This window comes from Empedobacter sp. ULE_I140 (genome assembly GCF_053482575.1).
The window spans coordinates 1-20,821 of record NZ_JBQMTX010000002.1; the positions used below are offsets into that span (position 1 = coordinate 1).

The following is a 20,821-nucleotide window of genomic DNA, read 5'->3' on the forward strand; positions in this document are numbered from 1 at the left end:
GAAAACTTAAACCTAAAACCTATTTTATACCCAACTAAACCAGATGATGAATAATAATCGTCATATAAACCTATTATTTTCAGACATACAGTTTAATATGAAGTTGTATGCCTGTATTTTGTGTGTTATTGTACAGGCTATATCTACACAGGTGTATGGGAATTCATCGGTTAATGATTCTCTAAAAAATAGTGAAACTTATTTATATATTGGAGAGAAGACAACAATAAGAAATGTTCATCTACTACATGTTGTTACTCCTGCAAAAACAGAAAAAACAAAGCTATATATAAAAGGAAATTCATTTATAACAAATGCTGATCAGTTAAAAAATACTGAGATTATACATTTTGGTAAAGTTATCGAGAAAAAAGCGAAGAAACATATTACTCAATCTCGATCAAGGGAAAAGAATACTACGTCAACAACAAAACAGTTGAGAGAAGTTACCCAAAAAGTAAAGCCATTATATTATTCTAATACTTCCAGTAGTCGACTTTCTTCAGATAAACGGATACAAATAATGGCAGTACAAACTTATCAAAATAATAAGTGCATATCTGTAACATCAGCTGATAATCTAGAACTATACAAGTCTCTCATACTAAGCGAAGAAAATAATAAATATAGAAAAGAAGTCTTTGTACACAAAACTCTTGTGACGTATTTTAAAAATCGTCCACCACCATATGATCCTTTTATTTTTTTCTAGTAGCACACAGAGTGGATAGGTTTAGATTATTACTCTGTAATGGGTACTCAGAATTTCGGTTACTGTAATTAACTAGTTACAGTTATGGTAAGTAAAATTCGAACGATATATAACGAAACAAAAATATAAAGTGTTAAACATGTATTGCTTTACATAAACAAACTTAAATAATATGAATATTAAAAAACTACTTTCTCAAGGTGGAAAAGTTTTACCTCTTGCAATAGCCTTACTCTGTGGGAGTAATGCCTATGCAGAAGGATCTAAAGATCTATATCCAAATGGAGTAACAGGTGGACGTGCTTTTTTGTATAGTAACTCTTATACAGGTACTATAGGATTTACAGTAGGATCATGGCCCTTCAAAACAGAAGGAACACATTATGCTTACGTTAAAGCTGGTGAAATACTGCATACAGCTTCCAGCGCACAAGGAATAGGAAATGGTATAATTAGATTAACAGCACCAAATGGTACTGTTTATACTTCCTCAGGAACAACAGGACGAATAACCAATAGAACAGCAGAGCTTGCTGGTCCAAGATTAAAGTCGCAAGCTGCAGGAGGCAATCGATATGCAACTTATAACCGTACTGCTTTAACGGCAGAAGAAGGGGTTTGGAAAATAGAATTTTTACCGACAGGAAATGTATCTTCTACAGGAACTCCTGCTGTTTCTAATATTGCGGCTAATGATAGCTGGACGCAAGATACAAGCTCAGAACTTATTGCAGCGTGGGATGTATCTGTAGAGAGTGCAGGAGCTTGGGTGCCAGGAAGAGTTTATACCAATGTAATGAATTTACACATTAGTGGTAGTCAAACGGCAGGTTTTTATGGAAATATGTATGCGCTGACAAAAGATGGATATATTTATAAGGTAAATAATAACGGGAATAATGGTATAGGTTTTACATTTTTTATAAATAACAAAGGTTTTTTGACTGACGTAAATGATAGTAGCCCTTCTTATAAAAGTAAAAATTTCACAACTGGTATTTCTTCTTTTGTACATTCTCCTTTGGCAGCAGATGCAGGGGATAATATAACACATAAAATTTTTTATAGTCAACCAGCTCAAGATTTACCTACTTCTGCTAATGGTAGCGTCCCAAATAATAGTACATGGTTGAAAAATACCCCAATTACTCCAAATGCAAGTAATATTAGTATTGTAGGAGCTGAAGGAACAGTTGGAGAATTGGGATTAAAAGGAGGGTATATTAATTTTACAGCAGATGCACAAGGGATTTATACAATTACAATAGAAAGTTCTGGCTCGCCTTCTTTTGCAACCAGAACTTTAACAGGAACTGCGATTGCAGGTAGTAACAAAATATTTTGGGATGGTAAGGATGGTAATAACAACTCTCTTCCAGGAACTAATGCCTCTGTGTTAGTGAAAGTACAGTTACGTGGAGCAGAGGTGCATTTTCCATTTATTGATATGGAAATCAATCCTAATGGACTCGTATTAGAACTTTTGAACGGGAACAATCCTCTTTCTGACGAACGTTTTCGTGTTTATTGGGATGATAGCGATATTTCAAGAGTTACTGGCACAAACAATAACGGGAAAGCCCCTAATCCACTTGATGCAAGTGTAGCAGGTTCGCTTAGTGGACCTACAGGTACTGGAGGACATATGTGGGGACAGCAAAATAACAATACCAGTCCATTAAGTAGTACTAACCTTTCTCAAGGATTTGGTAACGACAAATCTATAGATACTTGGTCATATATAAAAGGACCTGTAGCAACAGTTAACACAACAGTTGCTATTAAAAAAAGTGATTTATCAGCAACAGCTAATATAACAGATGTTTTAGGGGCTTCGAGCATAAATCCATCTTTATCAGAAGGTGATGCGTTTGGGTTTTATTCAAATATTTGGAATAACGGTCCAGATGCTATTTCTTCAGAAGCAGAAGTAACAATAATGTTTGAAATACCAAATGGTGTAAGAATCACCAATGTATCAAATAACGGAGGTGTTACATTAACTTATGATCCAGTATTAAGAAGATACACTGGTAAGAAGTCTAATTTTGGTGTAGGTCATATAGAATTTATTTTTTCTGCAGTGGTTGACCATACAGATACCAATGCAACCAGTGTTACTGGTAGTTTTGCACCAGTTGTACGTACTTTTACAGCAAGTGTATTGCGCCCAGCAGATTACGTGGACCCTATGGCAACTAACAATTCGGTAAATACACCTCCAACAGATATTTATAATGAGATTGCTTTAAATACTGTTAACGGAGGGAATAGAAATATGAGTAGTGCTAGTATTTTCATCTTACAAGATTGTATGATGGATTATATATATGATGAAGGAGCTAGTTATAATGCTGGAGTTATTCACTATCAGAATTTTAATACTTCATCTCCGTTGGTTAAAGACGGTAGAATCCCGTGGGTGAATCAACCTAATATATTATCATCTACGTTAACCTCTAATGGAGGTGCTATTACCAACGGTTACCGTTTTTCACCAGGTTACAACGATCCGCTATATGATCCTAATTATATTGGAACTCACTTACCAACAGGTGTTGGAGCTACACCTTCTGGCCCTATCAAGTATTTCGATTCTCATATTGGGGATGGTAGCTATGCAGTAGTACCGCCTGCTTTTGTTAGACTTGGCTGGGATCCTCGTTCGTTTACAGACAATACTACTGTAAACGGTTCTTCTGCAATAGCACCACATTGGGCATCTGGACAATCATATCCACAAGTATATGACTGGACAAATACTTATCCTTGGGACAACCCAGCAGATCCTTCTGTTCTAAATGTACTAGATATGTCAGGTCATTTAAACGGTGCAGCTTTTCTTGTAAAGGGTAATGTATCTCAATCTCAAGGTATTCGACCATTCTATAGAATAGATGATGTTAAGCCAGAGATGGGTAAAACATATACATTACAATTGTTCTCGTATGTAAACTATACGGCTAATACAGATTATATGTACATGGATTTGGTAGACCGTAATACTGGTAAAGTATATGCGTCAGCACAGTTAAAAGCAGATAATCCGCTACCAGGACCAAGAGCAGTTTCTTTTGGTTGGGTGCCACTAAAAGCAGCTATTAATATCGGAACAATGGATTTTACAGGAAAAACAATGGATATCCAAATTCGTGGTAACCGTACAACTTTTGGGCATACATTGATTGATGATATTATGTACTTCGAAAACAAAGTAGGTGTACCATCTTGTGTAGTACCAGTCGATATTTTTGAGCCTTCTGAATGTACAGAACCAATTTTAGGAGAAGATTTCAGTATGAGTAATGCTACAGATCCAATCGTTAATAATACAATTAGCAAAACTTTTATTCAACCAGCTGGAGCAGATCAAGGCTTTACATTAGATATTTACTATTTAGATAATTCATTTAATATGGAAATTAATGGTAGTAAACTGTCAAATATGGAAATAGAATTTCATAATCAAGGAGGCATGGTTTCTAATGTTCGTTTTGAGTCAGACGACGCTGGATATGGTCCTACTTTTACAAATGGTATACCAAATATTTGGCAGATCGGTAATGCAGCCAGTAAAGTACCTGCATTACGTATAGATATAGACCCAACAGGTAATGTAACACTTTTGGGTAGAAGAAGTACAACAGCTCCATTTGAAAAACTGAAATTGATAAACGGTGCTACTTTAAACCGTATCAATTGGAATGTAACTTCAAGCAATACAATACTAGCTACACAAAGTACTTTATGGCCACCTACAGCTATGATAGGTACTGGTTATGGTAAAAAAGCAGTTCCGTGTGCTGCTCCAAAATGTGTTAAACCAGCTGCTTCAGGTACCTCATCAGTTCGTACGAATGTAGGAGTTTCAACAAAAGCAAATGTAACATCGGGATGGCCAGAAGTTGTACCAAATGGATATATCGCATTAGAAAGTTCAAATGCCGGTTTAGTAATTCCTCATATGACTACAACTCAACGAGACGCACTTACAGCGATTGAAGGAATGCTTATTTACAACACAACAGAAAATTGTGTCCAATTATACAGAGGTGAATCCCCATTGATTGATCCTTCAAGAAAAGGATGGAACTGTTTGGAAAGAGGTTGTAACGAATAAGAGTTTTTCATAATTTTTTTTGATAAGAAAAGTAATCTTGGTAAAAATTGATTGTTTTACCAAATGCTTTTCTCTAGTTACTATTAACAACAAAACCATGAGATAGTCAATCTCAAAATAAAAGATAAATAAAATGAGTATAAATAAAACATTAGCGATTAAAATGTTAGTAACAGCGAGTTTTTTTGCAGCTGTATCTGCATCAGCTCAAGTCGCTATCGGAAAAAGTAGCGTTACAAATAATAGTGTATTATTAGAATTTGGCGATGAAGCTACAAATCTTAGAGGTATTATTTTGCCTTCTGTTACTACAGCTCCTACAGATGCTGTAAACGGAACATTCATATTCAATGTAGCAACTAAAGAGGTGCAAGTTCGAGAAGGAAGAACTAGTACAAATGATCGTTGGACTTCTCTTTCAGCGAAGTTAGACGCATCTCAAGAAGGAGGCAAACTAAACCCTTATGTGAGTACTGGAGAATCTGTTAACAAACAAGGGATAATTATTGGAGCAGAAACCAGTAGTAAACCAGGTGTTTTGATTTTAGAATCAGAAACAAGAACATTGGTTCTACCTAAAGTAGCTGATCCTAATACCGCTGTAATAGGTCCTGTTGCAGGTAATATAGTGTATGATACAACATCAGATACTCTAGCTGTGTACGATGGTACAAATTGGAGTTACTGGAAATAAGTAGAATAAAGCAGTCTTTTTATAAAGACTGCTTTATTAAAAAAAATAAGCATTTAGAAATAATGAGTGATAATTATAAAGATATCCATATTGGATCGGTTATTCAAAAAGCTGTTGTAGAAAGTGAAATAGAGATAGGTCGTATCTGCAATTTTATAAATTGTGATGAAAGGAGAATAAAGAAAATGTATGAATCAAAAATATTGGATACAGAGATTTTACTAAAATGGAGTAAACTATTAGAATATGATTTTTTTAGATTATACTCTCAACATCTTATTCTATATGCACCAATAGGAGCAGACAAACCGAAAGATAGTATAAAGAAACAAACTAGTCTTCCACAGTTTCGTAAAAATATCTATACAAAAGAAATCATAGAATTTATATTAGAACAATTAGAAACAAAACAGATGACAAAAAATGAAATAATGGATCGTTACAGGATTCCAAAAACGACTCTATATAAATGGATAAGTAAATACACCAAATAAGGTATAGTCCAATTTCATTTTACAGTATAAAAATCTGATCAAAAAATGATAAAAATAATTCGTCATCAAAAAATGATTACTTTGTTTCAAAACAAAACCAAAATAGATGTAAAGAACATCTTGGGATACAGTAAATATCACTCAGAATATGATATTTGGTAATAGAATATATAGTACCTATGATTAATAATAAGGATTAAAAATTTTTGTTAAGTAGAAAAAAAACTCTTTATATATTTTAATTATGATGGAGTAATAAGAATAAAAGTTAAATAAGAATATGGAAAAATCAAGCCCTAATTATAAACAAATTTTTAAAGATATTTTAGATAGAAAATACCCTGAAAAAAGAAATGCATGCGAAAACATTCTTAATAAAACAACACTCTCCATTGTAGACGTTATAGAAATAAATACAAAAATATTTGGCAAAGGAATTATTAATAATAGTCAGAAATTTCGTTCGTATAAAAAATCAGATATTTTGAATATTTTAGATTACCAAAAGGAAAATGGTCTCAATAATTCTCAATTAGCAAATCATTTTAGATTAAGTCGAAATACAGTTTCAAAATGGAAAAAACTATTTTTAGTATAAAATAAACTACATAACCTATGAAAAAACTAAAAACCCATTTAAAGCAAAAGGTAATTTTGATGCACCAAAATGTAAAAATCAAATTTCAACTAAGTTAGTATATCCACAGTTGTATTTTCAAGAAAAAATAATAAATTTATAAACCAAACACTCTCTTAATTTTTAGAAAGAGGTGTCTAAATTATTTTGACAACATACAAACAAAAACATTCTTAAAAAGGAAATTATGTATTACAGCAATGGAAATTATGAAGCATTTGCAAATCCCAAAAAACCCGCAAATGTAGACCAAAAATCAGCGTATCTGATTGGTTCAGGATTGGCATCTCTTTCTGCTGCGGCTTTTATGATCCGCGACGGGCAGATGAACGGCAGTAAGATTCATATTTTAGAAGAACTGGCACTTCCAGGCGGCAGTATGGACGGTATCCTGGATGAACAAAAGGGATATATCATTCGCGGCGGCCGAGAGATGGAAGTCCATTTCGAAACCTTGTGGGATCTTTTTCGCAGTATCCCTTCCCTTGATACCGAAGGAGCATCTGTACTGGACGAATTTTACTGGCTGAACAAAGAAGACCCTTCCTTCTCTCATACAAGGGTGATCGTCCATAAAGGAGAACGTCTCTCTACCGATGGACTGCTTACCTTGACACCAAAAGCCATACAGGAATTAATAAAACTGGTTTTGATTCCCGAAGAAAAATTGCAGGATTTGCAGATAGACCAGGTATTCACCGAAGATTTCTTCAATTCCAACTTTTGGTTATACTGGGCAACGATGTTCGCTTTTGAACCCTGGGCCAGTGCATTGGAGATGCGCCGCTATGTGTTGCGTTTCATACCTCACGTAGGCAAAATTGCCGATATGTCTTCGCTTCGTTTTACCAAGTACAACCAGTATGAGTCGTTGATTCTACCGCTTGTCAATTATCTTAAAGAGCAGGGGGTTGATTTTCAATACAATACCCAGGTTCAAAATATTATAGTTGATACAAAAGACCATAAGAAAGTAGCACAGCGTATAGAATTGATTCAGGACGGTCAAGAAAAGCAAATCCAATTAACAGAAAATGATTTGGTATTTGTAACGAATGGCTCCATCACGGAAAGCACCACTTATGGCGATAACAATACGCCGGCTCCCGTAACGTCAGATATCGGTGGCAGCTGGAAGCTTTGGAAAAAGCTGGCACTACAAGATGCCAGTTTCGGAAAACCAGAGAAATTCTGCGAAAATATTCCAGAAGCCAACTGGGTCATTTCCGGAACCATTACGTTGACGGACGATAAAGTATTGCCTTATATTGAAAAAATCACGAAAAAAGACCCGAAGAGTGGCAGTATTGTAACCAGCGGGCCTGTAACCATCAAAGATTCCAGTTGGTTATATGGTTTTTCTATCAGCCGCCAGCCCCACTTTAAAAAACAGAGAGACAATGAGGTGATTGTTTGGGTATATGGATTGTTCTCCGATAAGCCCGGTGATTATGTCAAGAAAAAAATAACCGAATGTTCCGGAGCCGAATTATGCGAGGAGTTACTATATCATATCGGTGTTCCCGAAAGTGAAATCGCAGCTATTGCCCAAAATTCGGCTAATACCATCCCTTGTCGTATGCCCTATATTACTTCTTATTTTATGCCTCGTGCATTGGGCGACCGTCCTTTGGTCGTTCCGGAAGGTTCGGTCAACCTCGCGTTTATCGGCAATTTTGCTGAGACTGAAAAAGATACGGTATTTACGACAGAATATTCCGTACGTACAGCAATGGAAGCGGTTTATACGTTGTTAGAGGTAGACCGGGGCGTTCCTGAAGTTTTTGCTTCCTCTTTCGACATCAGGGTTCTATTAGGGGTCAGTCGACGAAACGGAAAAAATAGCACGTTAACAATTTAATCTATAATTTAATGGATTTATAATAGGTAAAACAAATACTTTATGAATTTCTTAGTGGCCTAAATTCTCCATTCTTCAATTTTATTTGATTGTTCCACACATAATCTCCCGTTAAGTGAATATGTTCCCATCCTAAGGGAGACAGATATTGAAGTAATTCTTCATTAATTTCTTCTCCTTGCTCTTTCAAATACTCTACTACTTTTTCAATATAAACTGTATTCCATAAAACAATAGCAGCCGTTACCAAATTAAGACCGCTTGCTTTATATCGTTGATTTTCAAAAGTTCTTTCACGTACCTCTCCTAGTCTATTAAAATATACTGCTCTAGCTAGAGCATTTCTAGCTTCACCTTTATTAAGTCCCGCAGTAACTCTTCGCCTAAGTTCTGGACTCATATACCAGTCGAGCATAAATAAGGTTCTCTCAATTTTACCCAATTCTCGCAATGCTACCGCCAGTCCGTTTTGTCTTGGGTAGCTTCCAATCTTCTTTACAATCAATGAAGCGGTAACAGTTCCATTTTTTATGGAAGTAGCCAATCTTACTATTTCATTCCAGTTTTGAATGATTTTTTTACTGTTAATTGTACCTCCTATATGTTCTGATAAAGCAGAATATTCAGTAGATGCTTCAGGTATGAAGAGTTTCTTATCATTCAAATCTCTGATTCTTGGTGCAAATTTAAATCCTAATAACTGCATCAAGGCAAACACATGATCGGTAAATCCAGCGGTATCAGTGTAATGTTCTTCTATCTGTAGATCAGATTCATGATATAGTAATCCATCTAATACATAAGTCGCGTCTCTTACACCTACATTAATAACTTTAGTATGAAATGGAGCATATTGATCAGAAATGTGTGTATAAAACTGAACTCCTGGAGAACTTCCATATTTAGGGTTAATAGTACCTGTCCTTTGCGCATAGCTACCTGTAGCAAAACGTTGACCATCTGAAGAAGATGTTTTTCCTTCTCCCCAGTAAGAAGAAAAATGGTGCTGAGTTTGTTTATTTATAATTTTAGCTAAAGCTAAAGAGTAAGTATCATCTCTAATATGCCAAGCCTGAAGCCAGGAAAGTTTTGCGTAAGAAGTTCCTGGAGAAGCTTCCGACATTTTCCTTAATCCAAGATTAATAGCATCTGATAATATGACAGTTAGTAATAGGTTTTTATCTTCTACTTTATTTCCGGATTTTAAATGGATGAACTCATCTGTAAAATTTGTCCACTGATCGACTTCTTTCAAGAGATCAGTAATTTTAATAAGAGGAAGCAACCCGTATATTTTTTTTCCTAAAATTTCAGCTTCTTCAGGAACTGTATTTTCAAGAGGTTTAATCTTTATTCTGTCATTAATAATTGAAGAGTCTGGGAGTTCATTGTTTTCAATAAGTTTACAAACAGTTTGTATTTTCTTGGAAAGAATTCTCATTCGCTGTGAAAGAAACTCTTCTCCATTCAACACTACATCAAGAGGAACTGTATTTTTATCTCTCATTTCAGTAAATTTCTTTACAGGAATAAGATAATCTTCGAAATCTTTGTATTGTCTAGACCCCTTAACCCAAAGATCTCCAGAACGTAAATGATTTTTAAGTTCTGAGAATAGACATAATTCATAAAATTTTCGATTGATTCCATTCTCAGTAAAAACTAAATCTTCCCATCTTTTTCTGATGAAACTTGAAGGAATATTTTCGGGTAGTTTTTTAAGTTTTCCATCATATAAATCTATCAAAATACTTACTGTCTTTAAAATATCTTCTGCTACAGGAGCAGAATGAATTTCTAATACTTTCAAAAATTCGGCACCATACTTTTTTATCGTGAAATATTTATCTGATATAAAATAAAGTGAATCAAAATTCTGTTTAACCGTTAAATCTTTAGTATCCGATATACTTTTAGCTAAATCTTCCCATGAAACAACTGATTCTACAGCACTAAATGGATCTTCTCCTGTTTCTTTAGCATCAAGAAGTGCATGACCAATTTTTAAAAATATATCAAGCTGTTTTCCCATAGATTTCCCCGATTCTTGCATTTTTTGAGATTGAGTATTTTTAGCATACTTGAAAAGAGAACCAATTATTTTATCATTCATTTCTATAATTTCATCAATAATAGAAGCTTTGGTTTCAATCAAAACGGCTATTAATGTTGCATATCTGCGAGACTCTTCAAAATCTCTTAAATGCTGGGGTGTCATCTGTCTACCTTCTCTCGCAATTTTAAGTAGTCTATTCTGATGAATATCTTTTCCAATATCTTTATGAAGGTTTATTTCTTTTATAAATTTTAAACGTTCTATATGAATCAATAGGCTTTTAGAATTAACAGATTTTGGTGATTGTTTTAACCAGTTAAGATAACTAACATTGCTTTTTTCTTTTGAATTAAGAAGATTATCTAGGATATCTTTTTGTGTTATTGATAATGAAAAAGTTAGTTTGTCAAAGATTTGTTTTTCTGCATTCATTAAGGCTTCTGAACATAAATTTTCGATTGTATTAATAGATGGTTGTAAAATTTTATATTTCTTAATATCTTTTATAAATTCTTGTACAATTAGAATTCCTTTATCTGTTTGTAAAGAAATGTTCATTAAGTAATTAAAATAATAATTGTAATCTTGATTATTAAACATTCTATACCCATAAATAGATTGTATTAATGATAGATGTTCCCTTCTAGTTTGCGCTCTTTTCCCATATTTTAACCATTCTTCACTAGGAATATTAAGTTGTAAGCTTAAAAATTGTATAATTTTATCTGTAGGATATTCATCTACTGGAAGTATAATACCTGGACACCTCATGTAACTCAAAAGAACAGCAAAACCTAATTTATTAGATTTACCCCTACAATTACTCTCTATGATAGAAATATCTTGTTCTGATAGACTATAAATTCTAATAAATTCATCTTCTAATTCTGGAAGTTGAATCAATGTGTTTTTATCAAATTCTGATAATATTTTTTTTCTAGGCATTTCATTACAATATAATAACAAGAAAAACGACCGTTTTTCTTGTTCAATTAAAAGTAATAATAATCCATTACATATATACAAGATAACTCATTAAGAAAAACAAAACAAAGTTTTATATTTGTTTTAATCTTTTAGTACATATGGTAGATATAGGATATATAAGAGTATCAAAAAGCGATGGAAGCCAATCTTTGGATTTACAATTAGACGCTTTAATAAATGCAGGAGTTGATTCAAAAAGAATTTATAAAGATTTAGCTTCTGGAAGAAAAGATCATAGACCAGGACTTGAAAATTGTCTTAAAGCATTACAACCAGGAAATAACTTAGTAATATGGAAACTTGATCGTTTAGGAAGAGATTTAAAGCATTTAGTCAATATGGTAGATGAATTGAATAATCAAAATATTGGACTAAAAGTATTAGCTGGAAATGGGGCTCAAATAGATACATCTACAGCTAATGGTAAACTGATTTTTGGAATATTTGCAGCTTTAGCAGAATTTGAAAGATCACTTATTATTGAAAGAACAAAAGCGGGGTTAGAAGCAGCTAGAGCAAGAGGTAAAAAAGGAGGAAGACCTAGAAAAATGGATATAACGACAATTAAAATGGCAATGTTAGCTATGTCTGATAAAAATGCAGTAGCTAAAGAAGTCGCAAAGAAGCTTGGAATTACAACGACGACATTGTATATGTATATTAATGGGGATGGATCAGCAAAAGAAGTTGCTTTAAAAATCTTGAATAATAAATAATATTTATTTAAAACATATTAATCATAGATTAAATTGTTAACGTGCTATTTTCTCCGTTTCGTCGACTGACCCCAAATACGGAATAGTCTTATCTTTTTTACGACTGATTTTCTCATATTGTTTCAACTCTTCCATCTGCTTTTTTGCATAAGGATCCAATGAAATTTCAGGAGCTTTATAATTCTTTAACTCATTTAAAATCTTGTTTTGTTCAGCAGTAATCGTATTTCCATTCTCAATAAACTGCTTTTGAACTGAATAAAAAGCATAAATCTTTTCATCAATTTCTTTCGTTAATAAAGCCATTCTATTAGCTTGATGACTCAATCCTTCTAAAATTTCACTTGGACTTTTTGGTCTATTATTTTCACTCATAAGTTTAGTATTAATTTTTAAAATCTTCTTCCAATATTTCTTTTTGGTTTAATCTCCTGCTCTTGTTGAAGCTTCAATTTCTCTGCTTTCTGTTCTAAAAACACCTGTAAATTAACCGCTTTCAATTTTTTAAACGCATCATGACCACGAGAAAGCTCACTGAACTTTACGCCATAATTCACAGGTTTCTGCCTGTTCTGTTTACGCCTTTCATTTTCTAACACCTCCGAAAATTGAAAAATTTTTAAGCCTTTCAATCGCTCATTCTGATCAAACTGAAGATTCAAACCATAACCTAAACCTTTCAAATGATCCGCTAAATCCTTCAAATTATAACTCTCTTTCAATCCATTTACCAAAACATTTCCGTACTGTAAAACCTTGAATTGACTCTTCTCTTTACTCAATTCAAGCATATTCTTCCATCCCCTATCCTGTGCTAATTCATTCGCTATACGACTCGTCTGTTTACCTATAAAGCGTTGATTCACTCTATTCTCTCCATTAAAATCAATACGATTAACAATTAGATGTAAATGAGACGTATCTGTATCTTGATGTAAATAAGCTATATGCTGATGAGAAGATAACTCCTTCTTCTCTAAAAAATCATGAACCAACTTCTCCCAATCTTCCAAACTCCATTTCAACGTATTCTCAGCTGAAGGAGATAAAACAACATTATAAAAAGGTTTATCGACACGATGATTCTGATTCGATACAGCCATGAGTTCATGATAAATTGCTCGAGCATTCTCTCCTACTAATCCATTTCGACTAATTTCAGTTGCAAAGGCTTTCTGTTCCCCTTTCTCTTCACGAGAAGCATAAGCAATAGCTTTAATACTTCCCTTCGTGGTTCTCCCTATTCCGATCATCTAAATAACGATTCATTTTTTCAATAACCTTTATGACTTCCAAATTCAATAGAGGATCTTTGAATTTCATATAATTACTAATTCGACTAAAGTTTGTGCGAAAACTTTGTAATTCTTGATCTCTACTAACGGATTGAATAATTGGAGCAACAGAAGAATTCAATAAAACATTACGACAATATTGACTTTGATTTTGACCTGAAGCCACAACTTTCTTTTGTAACATTAAAAACTCTTCTTCCGATACACGAATGTAAATCGACTTGGATTTTCGATCTGAAGATTCTTTTTTAGGTCGTCCTCCTAACTTCCCACTTTTACTTCGTGTTGCTCGAAGTTCCTCATCTTTTATAAAATCTTCCCAATTGATTTCTTCTTCTATCATACAATAATTCACTAAAAATATAAACTGAAATTAATCTCACTTAAACCATCAAAATACCTAAAAAAATAAATTGAAACAGGATTTCAAAATTTCATTTTAGTATAAAATGATCCATCGGAGATGGAGACTTTTGTGACCGATTAAGGGAACAAAACAAGAGAACCTATGAGCACAAGAAAAGCATAAATAACAAAATGAAATGATGGTATTTTGCTTTTTGTATTGCGAAAGGTACATCTTGCTCACAATATTAAATCAAAATTAGCCTTAATTTATACATTTCCTACGTTTAAATAAAAATCCAATCCTTATTTAATTCAATTAATTCAGGGAAAGATACAAAATAATTTATAAAACACCATCTATCAACTATTCAGAATAATAAAAAAATAACGCTAAAAAATAATCCATACAAACGTAAAAAAATAGTAATTTAAAGTCATTCAGCACCAGACAATAAAATAAACGATAAATAAGAACAACTTAAAAAACGAAACAAATAAACCTTTTAAACTTTGATAACAATGCCCTTTTAAACAATAATAAACCATACTTGAAACAAAAACAATGAATTACATCTAATAACAAGAATAAAAGCTTAAAACGCAAAAAAACGACCTCAGAAAGAAGTCGTTTGTAACAATTTCGCTTTCAAATTTACGTTATACATAAATTTTACCTAACAAAATTACAGTTAAAAAATTAAAAATCAGCAACTTAATAGATAAAATCTATCAAAAAAAGATAAATTTGAGCCGCCCCCTGGTGCGCATAAAAAAGTCACGTCAAATTGTTTTTGTTTTTCCACTCCAACGAAAACAGTTTATTTCAAATGAGCTCCTAACTTTCGATTTTTCCAAGAAAAATTGATCCTTATAAACTTAAAAAATCTATGTTTTTGTATTAATTATAACATAGCTTATTATACATTACTTATCGACTTTCGATAAAAACCATATATAAAAATGATAAACAATAAGTTACAAAGGTTTAAAAATATCTAAATAGGAGTTTTTGAATACTTAACTAGGAGTTTTTGAATACTAATAAGTAAGTCAACTAGGAGTTTTTGAATACTAACTAGGAGTTTGTTTTTATAACTCCTTTTTAATATATTTGTATTCATCAACTCCTAATAAAAACTATAATGAGCATAACCATAAAGAACAAAGAAGTTTTGCAATCTTATATTCTTACTACTGCTAAGTATGACTTCAGTGTTTATGAAAAAAGGATTTTATATCGAATTATAGAGCTTAATCAGAATTTGATTGAAGGTAAGAAACTGAGTGATCGATATCAAGTCAATTCTACTCTATTCAAATCTAAAGAATATGTAATGCCTATTTCTGCTTTTTTGACAACAGAGGATAGTAAAACAGATAAAAATCACTCAAGAATAAAGAAAGCCTTGAAAGGGTTACAACAAAAAATTATTGAGTACGAAGATGAAGATGTTTATAGAAGTGCTGGTATTGTTTTTAATGTAGAAATTAACAAAACTCGTACTGAGAATATCACATTTTATGTGGCAGATTTCATTTATCAAGCTTTGATGGATTTTTCAAAAGGATATAGAAAATATGAATTAAAAGTTGCAATGCAATTTGAAAGTATTTATGCTATGAGATTTTATGAATTGTTTTCAGCTCAAAAAACACCAATAAATTATTCGATAGATAAATTGAAAGAGATGTTTGGTATTACTGATAAGTATAAAGAAAATAAAGATTTTATAAAATATGTTATCGTCTCTGCAAAAAAAGAACTTGATAAATGTTCTCCATATACTTTCCATTATGAAACAATAAAAACAGGACGTAAAATTACATCAATACATTTCGTTCCAATTTACCAACCACAATTTGAAGACGAAGATATCAAGAAGCAAAACTTGAACAAACAAATGTCAAATCGTTGGTTCATTCCAAAAAACATTGAAGACTATTTAACTCATAATTTTCAGTTTACTGAACGAGAACTTAATAATAATTTAAATTTATTTGAATCAGTTTATAAATACTTTTCAGAAGAAGAAACTTTAGATTTCTTAGCAGAAATTAGAGAACCTTCTTCTTATGCAGACAATAGAAAAGGTTTTATAATAGGTGCTTTAAAGAAAAAAGTAGAAAAAAAGTTTGAAGAAATTTATCTTAAATAATATATACGTATTTAAATAAATACATTTATACGTATATACAATAAACAAAATATAAACATTTTTGCTTATATTTGTATATGCTTTCAATTTCAGAAAAATATAAAGGAATTCATCCAGGTATTGTATTAGATCGTGAATTAAAAAAACGAGCTATAAAACAGCGTCCTTTTGCATTAAGTATTGGGGAACATCCTCAAACGTTTAATGCTATCATAAAAGGAAAAAGAAGTTTACCTATTTCTCTAGCGTTGAAAATTGAAGATAAATTAAATATAAATGAAGGAGATCTAGTTTTACTTCAAACATATTTTGATATAAACAAAGAGAAAAAAAAATTGCAAAAATCTACACCAAACATTTCTTTAATAAGAAGAATATTATTTTGGGATACAGATTTTGATAAACTAGATTGGATTAAAAATTATAGAGCAATTATCAAACGAATTTTTGAAAGAGGAAATGATGATGAAAAGAAAGAAATTATTCGTTTTTATGGCAATGAAAAAATTACTGAAGCTTTAAATTCTGCCTCTACTCTACCAATTAATCTACATCTAGAATCATAATTTATGAAATCACTTTTTTATAATACAGTTAATCCAATTCTTAAGTCAAGTTTAAAAACTCTAATGAGTTCTGAAATCTTTAATGATTTTAGATTAGTTGGAGGTACTTCATTAAGTTTACAATTAGGTCATAGAATATCCATAGATATAGATTTATTCTCAGATGTTGAATATGGTTCTTTAGATTTTGAAACAATTGAAAATTATCTTTCTACAAAATTCAATTATCTTGATTTCAACTCTGACTTTATTCCTGCATTCGGGAAATCTTATACCATTGGAAACAATAAAGAAGATTCTGTAAAGCTTGATATATTTTATACAGATCCATTTATTACAAATAAGATTGTAATTGATAATATTAAACTGGCTTCAATTGATGAAATTATTGCAATGAAAATAGATGTAATTCAAAGAGGTGGACGAAAAAAAGATTTTTGGGATTTGCATGAATTACTAGATAAATATGATATTTCGGATATGATTAGTTTACATGAAAAGCGTTATCCATATAGTCATGATTCAGAGTTAATCTATCATAATTTGATAGATTTCTCAATAGCTGATGACGATTTTGATCCAATTTGTTTGAGAGGAAAATATTGGGAATTTATAAAAGATGACTTTGAAGAATTAGTTAAAAAGTAAATACGTATAAATGTATATACATATATACGTATTTACTTTTTATTTATTAAGATACTGATTTAAAGCCTTCTCTATAATTTCTTTCATGTTAGAATCCTCCTCAATTGCTCTCTTTTTTAAGTCTTTTAGTAAATCTTTATTTAACCAAAGCATATAACTTTTCTCACTATCTCTTTTACTTTCCTTTACCTGAACCACCTTTTGTTTAGGTGAATTAGATTTTTGAATATTTTTTAATTTATCAAAAGCATTTTCCATTACAACATATTTAAAATTTCGTTAGACAATTTTTCAATTTCATTTTTTGCTTGCGAGTCATTAGTTCCCATAACTCCTCCATTTAAAAAAGAACTACCATAAGAAATCCTGTCATGAATAGACGACAATATTGGTAATTCATATTTTTCTAATTGTTCTATAGCCTGTTCCTTAATTTTTATATTTGGTTTCAGCATATTTAAAACAATTGCAGCTTTCAAATCTTTATTCTTTTTTTGTGCTTTTTTAATTAAATCAATTGTTGTGGAAATTGCCATAATATCTGGAACCCCAACTTTTGTTGGAACTAAAACAAAATCAGATTCTTCAAATATTGGTTGAATTGTATCAATAATATAAGGAGGACTATCAATAAAAACTACATCGTATTCCAAGCTTCTAAGTTTCTTCATAGTATCAAAATTGATAATATCAAAGTCTTCTACTAATTCTTGAAGGTTCATAATTGTACCTTGAGGATCTACATCAGTCAAGGCTGTTTTAACATCATTACTAAATCTGTATGATAGATTCAAAGCTAGAGTGCTCTTACCTACACCTCCCTTTTGATGGGCTATTGTTATAATTTTACTCATAAATACGTATATACGTTAATATATATATACGAATATACGTATTTATATTATATTTCAAATATTTATTGTAATTTTAACTCATAAAATAATAATTACGTCAGCGTAAGCTATCAGAATTGGTTACTGAAAACTGAGAATCTTCTAAAAACCCAATATTCTTGATAGACTTACGCCTGTACCATATATTGGTGCGGGCGAAGTCTTTCTGGGTTTTGGGTATCTCAGTGCCTCAGTAACGGATTGTACCTAGTTTCGCACCAACTTTTAAGTATATGGAAAACCAAATAAAAGTCAGCCCTTACCACCAAAAAAAGGTGATCTCATCACTCTTCAATCTATTATTCTTCGATGATTCTAAACCTCCTACATTCCAAAAAATCGATGGAGTAGAAGTAGCCCCTTTCTGTGATAATTTCAGAATAATTGTCGAAAAAAGAGAACCAAAGGAAGTCATGGAATATTACTTTGATCAGTTTCATCAAAAAATGCCAAAAGACATTCGACATCAAGCATTTTTAATGATGTTCTCTCGCCCAACTTATCTAGTAGAAGTTGGCTTCTTTCTGGAGTTTAATATTCAAAACGGAGAAATAGATCAAGAAAATTTTAAAATTCTTGAGTCTATGATGATTAATCGACCAGATCATCCGCTTGTTAAATCATTTATTGGACATCTTTTATTAACTGATGAAGGCTATCAAGTTCTAAAAATGAAATATATAGAAAAAGAATGGTATAATTCCATCATCAAAAAACAAGTAAAAAAATACAACGATAACTTGGTTATATTTTAAATGATCTATAATTATCTCTTCTATAAAAACGATACTATCTTTATAAAAGAGATAATTTACTTCTTATTGACCGATTTGAATACCCTTACTCAACGGTAGAATGCGCCTTCCAGAGGATTTTTAAACACAAAGTAATTTATCCAAAACGGCACTCTCACAATATCAGTGTTTTAACATAAAAAATATTGGTAGATAATAATGATTATGTTAAATATTATTATAGCTTAATTTTACTTCAACTTTTGTTTGCTTTTATGTTTTTTATATGTTATTTTGTAAATGAATTACATTTTTAATACAAAAAAATATGATAATAAGATTTTCAATAGAAAATTTTGGTCCAATTAGAGAAAAGCAAACTATATCTTTTGAGGCTAATAAAAATGATGATTTAGAAAATTATTATATAATTGAACCAATACCTGGTTTTAGGCTTTTAAAATTGTTATTATTATATGGTGCTAATGCATCAGGAAAAACAACAATGCTTAAATCTCTTGAATTTATAAGAGATTTAGTTTTATCTCCTAATAGTAAAAAAAATGAAAAATTAAATTTCAATCCTTTTCTTTTTGATAATGAAAGTAAAAATAAAAATTCTAGTTTTGAATTATATTTTATAACTGAAGTGTAATCTTCCCTAAAAACCGGACCGTTTAAAAATATAGTTTATTAACTTAGGGATAATTATGAAACAGAGCAATTTTACAGAAGTTCAGATCGTCAAGATCTTATCAGAACAAAATCAAGGCAAAACAGTCAATGAAATTTGTCGTGAACATGGAATAAGTCAACCCACTTTTTATAAATGGAAGAGTAAATATGGCGGAATGGAAGCCCATCAATTAGCTCAATTAAAAGAACTAGAGAAGCAATTGTCCCAATATAAAAAAATTGTAGCAGAGCTTACTTTGGAAAACGTAGTTTTAAAAGATGTTATCGAAAAAAAGCTATAACGCCTTGTGAAAAACGAGAGTTGGTGTTGTATTCAAAAGAAAAACATCAGCTAAGTTCTCGCAGGGCTTGTCGTCTATTTAGCTTAAGAACATCCGTTTTTTATTATCAAAAAGTACGTAAAGATGAGGATGATAAAATACGTTTTCAATTGATAGCGCTATCCAACGAGCATCAAACTTGGGGCTTTTGGATGATGCATCATCGTTTACGAAATTTAGGATTTACTTGGAACCATAAACGAGTTTATCGAATTTATACTTCGATGAAACTTAACCTACGTAATAAACGTAAAAAAAGACTTCCTGCAAGGATTAAAGAGCCGCTTTTACGTCCGATTTATCCAAATGTAACGTGGAGTATGGATTTCATGCATGATAGTTTAGAAAACGGAAAAAGCGTGAGAAGTTTGAATATTATAGACGATTTTAATCGAGAAATTTTGAGTATTTGTATCGACACAAGCTTACCTTCAGCTAAAGTAATTTCTGAACTTGAAAAACTAATCGAATGGCGAGGGAAACCTGAGAAAATTAGAGTAGATAATGGTCCAGAATTTATTGCTGAAAAACTAAAACTATTTTGTCAAAAAAAAGCCATTGAATTATATTATATTCAACCTGGGAAACCTACGCAAAATTCGTTGATTGAAAGATTTAATAGAACTTTTAGAACAGATTTTTTAAATGCTTATTTATTTGAAAATATCAAAGAAATGAAAAATTATACAGAAATTTGGATGTGGATGTATAACAATGAAAGACCACACAGTTCTTTACAATATCTTTCTCCTAGAAATTTTTTATTGAAATATGGTAAGGTCAAAAATCCTAATGATTTTCCTACATTTCAAATTAATCAAAATAATAATACAATAATATTAAATAAAAACTATACTTTTAAATGTTCCTAACAAGGGGAAGATTACA

20 protein-coding genes are annotated in these 20,821 nt (G+C 31.5%); 14 read left to right on the forward strand and 6 right to left on the reverse strand.

Annotated elements, in window-relative coordinates:
* Positions 1–43 precede the first annotated feature (43 nt).
* The 6 genes from ACTS9J_RS15750 (at position 44) to ACTS9J_RS15775 (ending at position 8,518) form a co-directional block, all read left to right on the forward strand.
* A complete protein-coding gene (locus ACTS9J_RS15750; protein ID WP_448353477.1) occupies positions 44–712 on the forward strand; it encodes a hypothetical protein in 669 nt (222 codons plus the stop codon).
* Positions 713–884: 172 nt separating this feature from the next.
* On the forward strand, positions 885–4,832 hold the full coding sequence (locus ACTS9J_RS15755) for a hypothetical protein (protein WP_448353478.1): 3,948 nt from the start codon (positions 885–887) through the stop codon (positions 4,830–4,832).
* 133 nt (positions 4,833–4,965) lie between these two features.
* Positions 4,966–5,526 (forward strand): hypothetical protein, encoded by a 561-nt coding sequence (locus tag ACTS9J_RS15760; protein ID WP_448353479.1) that lies wholly within the window; start codon positions 4,966–4,968, stop codon positions 5,524–5,526.
* A 62-nt stretch (positions 5,527–5,588) separates the two neighbouring features.
* A complete protein-coding gene (locus ACTS9J_RS15765) occupies positions 5,589–6,020 on the forward strand; it encodes a transposase (RefSeq protein ID WP_448350557.1) in 432 nt (143 codons plus the stop codon).
* A 280-nt stretch (positions 6,021–6,300) separates the two neighbouring features.
* Positions 6,301–6,618, forward strand: coding sequence for a transposase (locus ACTS9J_RS15770; protein WP_092910626.1), 318 nt, complete (start codon positions 6,301–6,303; stop codon positions 6,616–6,618).
* A 226-nt stretch (positions 6,619–6,844) separates the two neighbouring features.
* Positions 6,845–8,518: an oleate hydratase gene (locus tag ACTS9J_RS15775; protein ID WP_448353480.1), complete on the forward strand. Its 1,674-nt coding sequence runs from the start codon at positions 6,845–6,847 to the stop codon at positions 8,516–8,518.
* A 40-nt stretch (positions 8,519–8,558) separates the two neighbouring features.
* Here the strand turns inward: ACTS9J_RS15775 and ACTS9J_RS15780 are convergent, their stop codons facing one another.
* Positions 8,559–11,519, reverse strand: a complete 2,961-nt coding sequence (locus tag ACTS9J_RS15780; protein ID WP_092910703.1) for a Tn3 family transposase — start codon at positions 11,517–11,519, stop codon at positions 8,559–8,561.
* Positions 11,520–11,659: 140 nt separating this feature from the next.
* Between ACTS9J_RS15780 and ACTS9J_RS15785 the strand changes: the two genes are divergently transcribed.
* A complete protein-coding gene (locus tag ACTS9J_RS15785) occupies positions 11,660–12,277 on the forward strand; it encodes a recombinase family protein (protein ID WP_092910698.1) in 618 nt (205 codons plus the stop codon).
* A gap of 36 nt (positions 12,278–12,313) precedes the next feature.
* On the opposite strand, the gene ACTS9J_RS15790 is transcribed toward ACTS9J_RS15785, so the two are convergent.
* Genes ACTS9J_RS15790 through ACTS9J_RS15800 form a run of 3 tightly spaced genes read right to left on the reverse strand, consistent with a single transcriptional unit; the run spans position 12,314 to position 13,915 of the window.
* The gene (locus ACTS9J_RS15790; RefSeq protein WP_448353481.1) at positions 12,314–12,652 is read right to left on the reverse strand and encodes a hypothetical protein; all 339 of its coding nucleotides are present in this window, start codon (positions 12,650–12,652) and stop codon (positions 12,314–12,316) included.
* Between the two features lie 17 nt (positions 12,653–12,669).
* Complete coding sequence (locus tag ACTS9J_RS15795; RefSeq protein ID WP_125113011.1) at positions 12,670–13,530, reverse strand: relaxase/mobilization nuclease domain-containing protein; 861 nt, start codon at positions 13,528–13,530, stop codon at positions 12,670–12,672.
* Complete coding sequence (locus ACTS9J_RS15800; RefSeq protein ID WP_092910571.1) at positions 13,493–13,915, reverse strand: plasmid mobilization protein; 423 nt, start codon at positions 13,913–13,915, stop codon at positions 13,493–13,495. Before ACTS9J_RS15800 ends, ACTS9J_RS15795 begins: the two co-directional genes overlap by 38 nt.
* A gap of 1,147 nt (positions 13,916–15,062) precedes the next feature.
* Between ACTS9J_RS15800 and ACTS9J_RS15805 the strand changes: the two genes are divergently transcribed.
* From ACTS9J_RS15805 to ACTS9J_RS15815, 3 genes are all read left to right on the forward strand, one after another.
* On the forward strand, positions 15,063–16,076 hold the full coding sequence (locus tag ACTS9J_RS15805) for a replication initiation protein (protein ID WP_286487218.1): 1,014 nt from the start codon (positions 15,063–15,065) through the stop codon (positions 16,074–16,076).
* 77 nt (positions 16,077–16,153) lie between these two features.
* A complete protein-coding gene (locus ACTS9J_RS15810; RefSeq protein ID WP_225542896.1) occupies positions 16,154–16,642 on the forward strand; it encodes a helix-turn-helix transcriptional regulator in 489 nt (162 codons plus the stop codon).
* Between the two features lie 3 nt (positions 16,643–16,645).
* A complete protein-coding gene (locus ACTS9J_RS15815; RefSeq protein WP_448352647.1) occupies positions 16,646–17,290 on the forward strand; it encodes a nucleotidyl transferase AbiEii/AbiGii toxin family protein in 645 nt (214 codons plus the stop codon).
* Positions 17,291–17,329: 39 nt separating this feature from the next.
* On the opposite strand, the gene ACTS9J_RS15820 is transcribed toward ACTS9J_RS15815, so the two are convergent.
* Together ACTS9J_RS15820 and ACTS9J_RS15825 are read right to left on the reverse strand one after the other, a co-directional pair.
* Entirely contained in the window at positions 17,330–17,548 is a 219-nt protein-coding gene (locus ACTS9J_RS15820; RefSeq protein WP_448352646.1) for a ribbon-helix-helix protein, CopG family, read from the reverse strand.
* Complete coding sequence (locus ACTS9J_RS15825; protein ID WP_448352645.1) at positions 17,548–18,144, reverse strand: nucleotide-binding protein; 597 nt, start codon at positions 18,142–18,144, stop codon at positions 17,548–17,550. The genes ACTS9J_RS15820 and ACTS9J_RS15825 overlap by 1 nt, the downstream gene beginning before the upstream one ends.
* Before the next feature lie 272 nt (positions 18,145–18,416).
* On the opposite strand from ACTS9J_RS15825, the gene ACTS9J_RS15830 reads away from it, so the two are divergent.
* From ACTS9J_RS15830 to ACTS9J_RS15845, 4 genes are all read left to right on the forward strand, one after another.
* Positions 18,417–18,938, forward strand: a complete 522-nt coding sequence (locus ACTS9J_RS15830; protein WP_448353482.1) for a hypothetical protein — start codon at positions 18,417–18,419, stop codon at positions 18,936–18,938.
* 307 nt (positions 18,939–19,245) lie between these two features.
* On the forward strand, positions 19,246–19,572 hold the full coding sequence (locus ACTS9J_RS15835; RefSeq protein WP_448353483.1) for an AAA family ATPase: 327 nt from the start codon (positions 19,246–19,248) through the stop codon (positions 19,570–19,572).
* A gap of 55 nt (positions 19,573–19,627) precedes the next feature.
* A complete protein-coding gene (locus tag ACTS9J_RS15840; RefSeq protein ID WP_038336637.1) occupies positions 19,628–19,894 on the forward strand; it encodes a transposase in 267 nt (88 codons plus the stop codon).
* A 23-nt stretch (positions 19,895–19,917) separates the two neighbouring features.
* Positions 19,918–20,805: an IS3 family transposase gene (locus tag ACTS9J_RS15845; protein WP_181816276.1), complete on the forward strand. Its 888-nt coding sequence runs from the start codon at positions 19,918–19,920 to the stop codon at positions 20,803–20,805.
* Positions 20,806–20,821 lie beyond the last annotated feature (16 nt).

What these genes read in the sequence shown, in the direction of transcription:
- ACTS9J_RS15750 (WP_448353477.1), top strand. Translation starts at nt 44, where the DNA reads ATGATGAATAATAATCGTCATATAAACCTATTATTTTCAGACATACAG.
- ACTS9J_RS15755 (WP_448353478.1), top strand. Translation starts at nt 885, where the DNA reads ATGAATATTAAAAAACTACTTTCTCAAGGTGGAAAAGTTTTACCTCTT.
- ACTS9J_RS15760 (WP_448353479.1), top strand. Translation starts at nt 4,966, where the DNA reads ATGAGTATAAATAAAACATTAGCGATTAAAATGTTAGTAACAGCGAGT.
- ACTS9J_RS15765 (WP_448350557.1), top strand. Translation starts at nt 5,589, where the DNA reads ATGAGTGATAATTATAAAGATATCCATATTGGATCGGTTATTCAAAAA.
- ACTS9J_RS15770 (WP_092910626.1), top strand. Translation starts at nt 6,301, where the DNA reads ATGGAAAAATCAAGCCCTAATTATAAACAAATTTTTAAAGATATTTTA.
- ACTS9J_RS15775 (WP_448353480.1), top strand. Translation starts at nt 6,845, where the DNA reads ATGTATTACAGCAATGGAAATTATGAAGCATTTGCAAATCCCAAAAAA.
- ACTS9J_RS15780 (WP_092910703.1), bottom strand. Translation starts at nt 11,519, where the DNA reads ATGCCTAGAAAAAAAATATTATCAGAATTTGATAAAAACACATTGATT.
- ACTS9J_RS15785 (WP_092910698.1), top strand. Translation starts at nt 11,660, where the DNA reads ATGGTAGATATAGGATATATAAGAGTATCAAAAAGCGATGGAAGCCAA.
- ACTS9J_RS15790 (WP_448353481.1), bottom strand. Translation starts at nt 12,652, where the DNA reads ATGAGTGAAAATAATAGACCAAAAAGTCCAAGTGAAATTTTAGAAGGA.
- ACTS9J_RS15795 (WP_125113011.1), bottom strand. Translation starts at nt 13,530, where the DNA reads ATGATCGGAATAGGGAGAACCACGAAGGGAAGTATTAAAGCTATTGCT.
- ACTS9J_RS15800 (WP_092910571.1), bottom strand. Translation starts at nt 13,915, where the DNA reads ATGATAGAAGAAGAAATCAATTGGGAAGATTTTATAAAAGATGAGGAA.
- ACTS9J_RS15805 (WP_286487218.1), top strand. Translation starts at nt 15,063, where the DNA reads ATGAGCATAACCATAAAGAACAAAGAAGTTTTGCAATCTTATATTCTT.
- ACTS9J_RS15810 (WP_225542896.1), top strand. Translation starts at nt 16,154, where the DNA reads ATGCTTTCAATTTCAGAAAAATATAAAGGAATTCATCCAGGTATTGTA.
- ACTS9J_RS15815 (WP_448352647.1), top strand. Translation starts at nt 16,646, where the DNA reads ATGAAATCACTTTTTTATAATACAGTTAATCCAATTCTTAAGTCAAGT.
- ACTS9J_RS15820 (WP_448352646.1), bottom strand. Translation starts at nt 17,548, where the DNA reads ATGGAAAATGCTTTTGATAAATTAAAAAATATTCAAAAATCTAATTCA.
- ACTS9J_RS15825 (WP_448352645.1), bottom strand. Translation starts at nt 18,144, where the DNA reads ATGAGTAAAATTATAACAATAGCCCATCAAAAGGGAGGTGTAGGTAAG.
- ACTS9J_RS15830 (WP_448353482.1), top strand. Translation starts at nt 18,417, where the DNA reads ATGGAAAACCAAATAAAAGTCAGCCCTTACCACCAAAAAAAGGTGATC.
- ACTS9J_RS15835 (WP_448353483.1), top strand. Translation starts at nt 19,246, where the DNA reads ATGATAATAAGATTTTCAATAGAAAATTTTGGTCCAATTAGAGAAAAG.
- ACTS9J_RS15840 (WP_038336637.1), top strand. Translation starts at nt 19,628, where the DNA reads ATGAAACAGAGCAATTTTACAGAAGTTCAGATCGTCAAGATCTTATCA.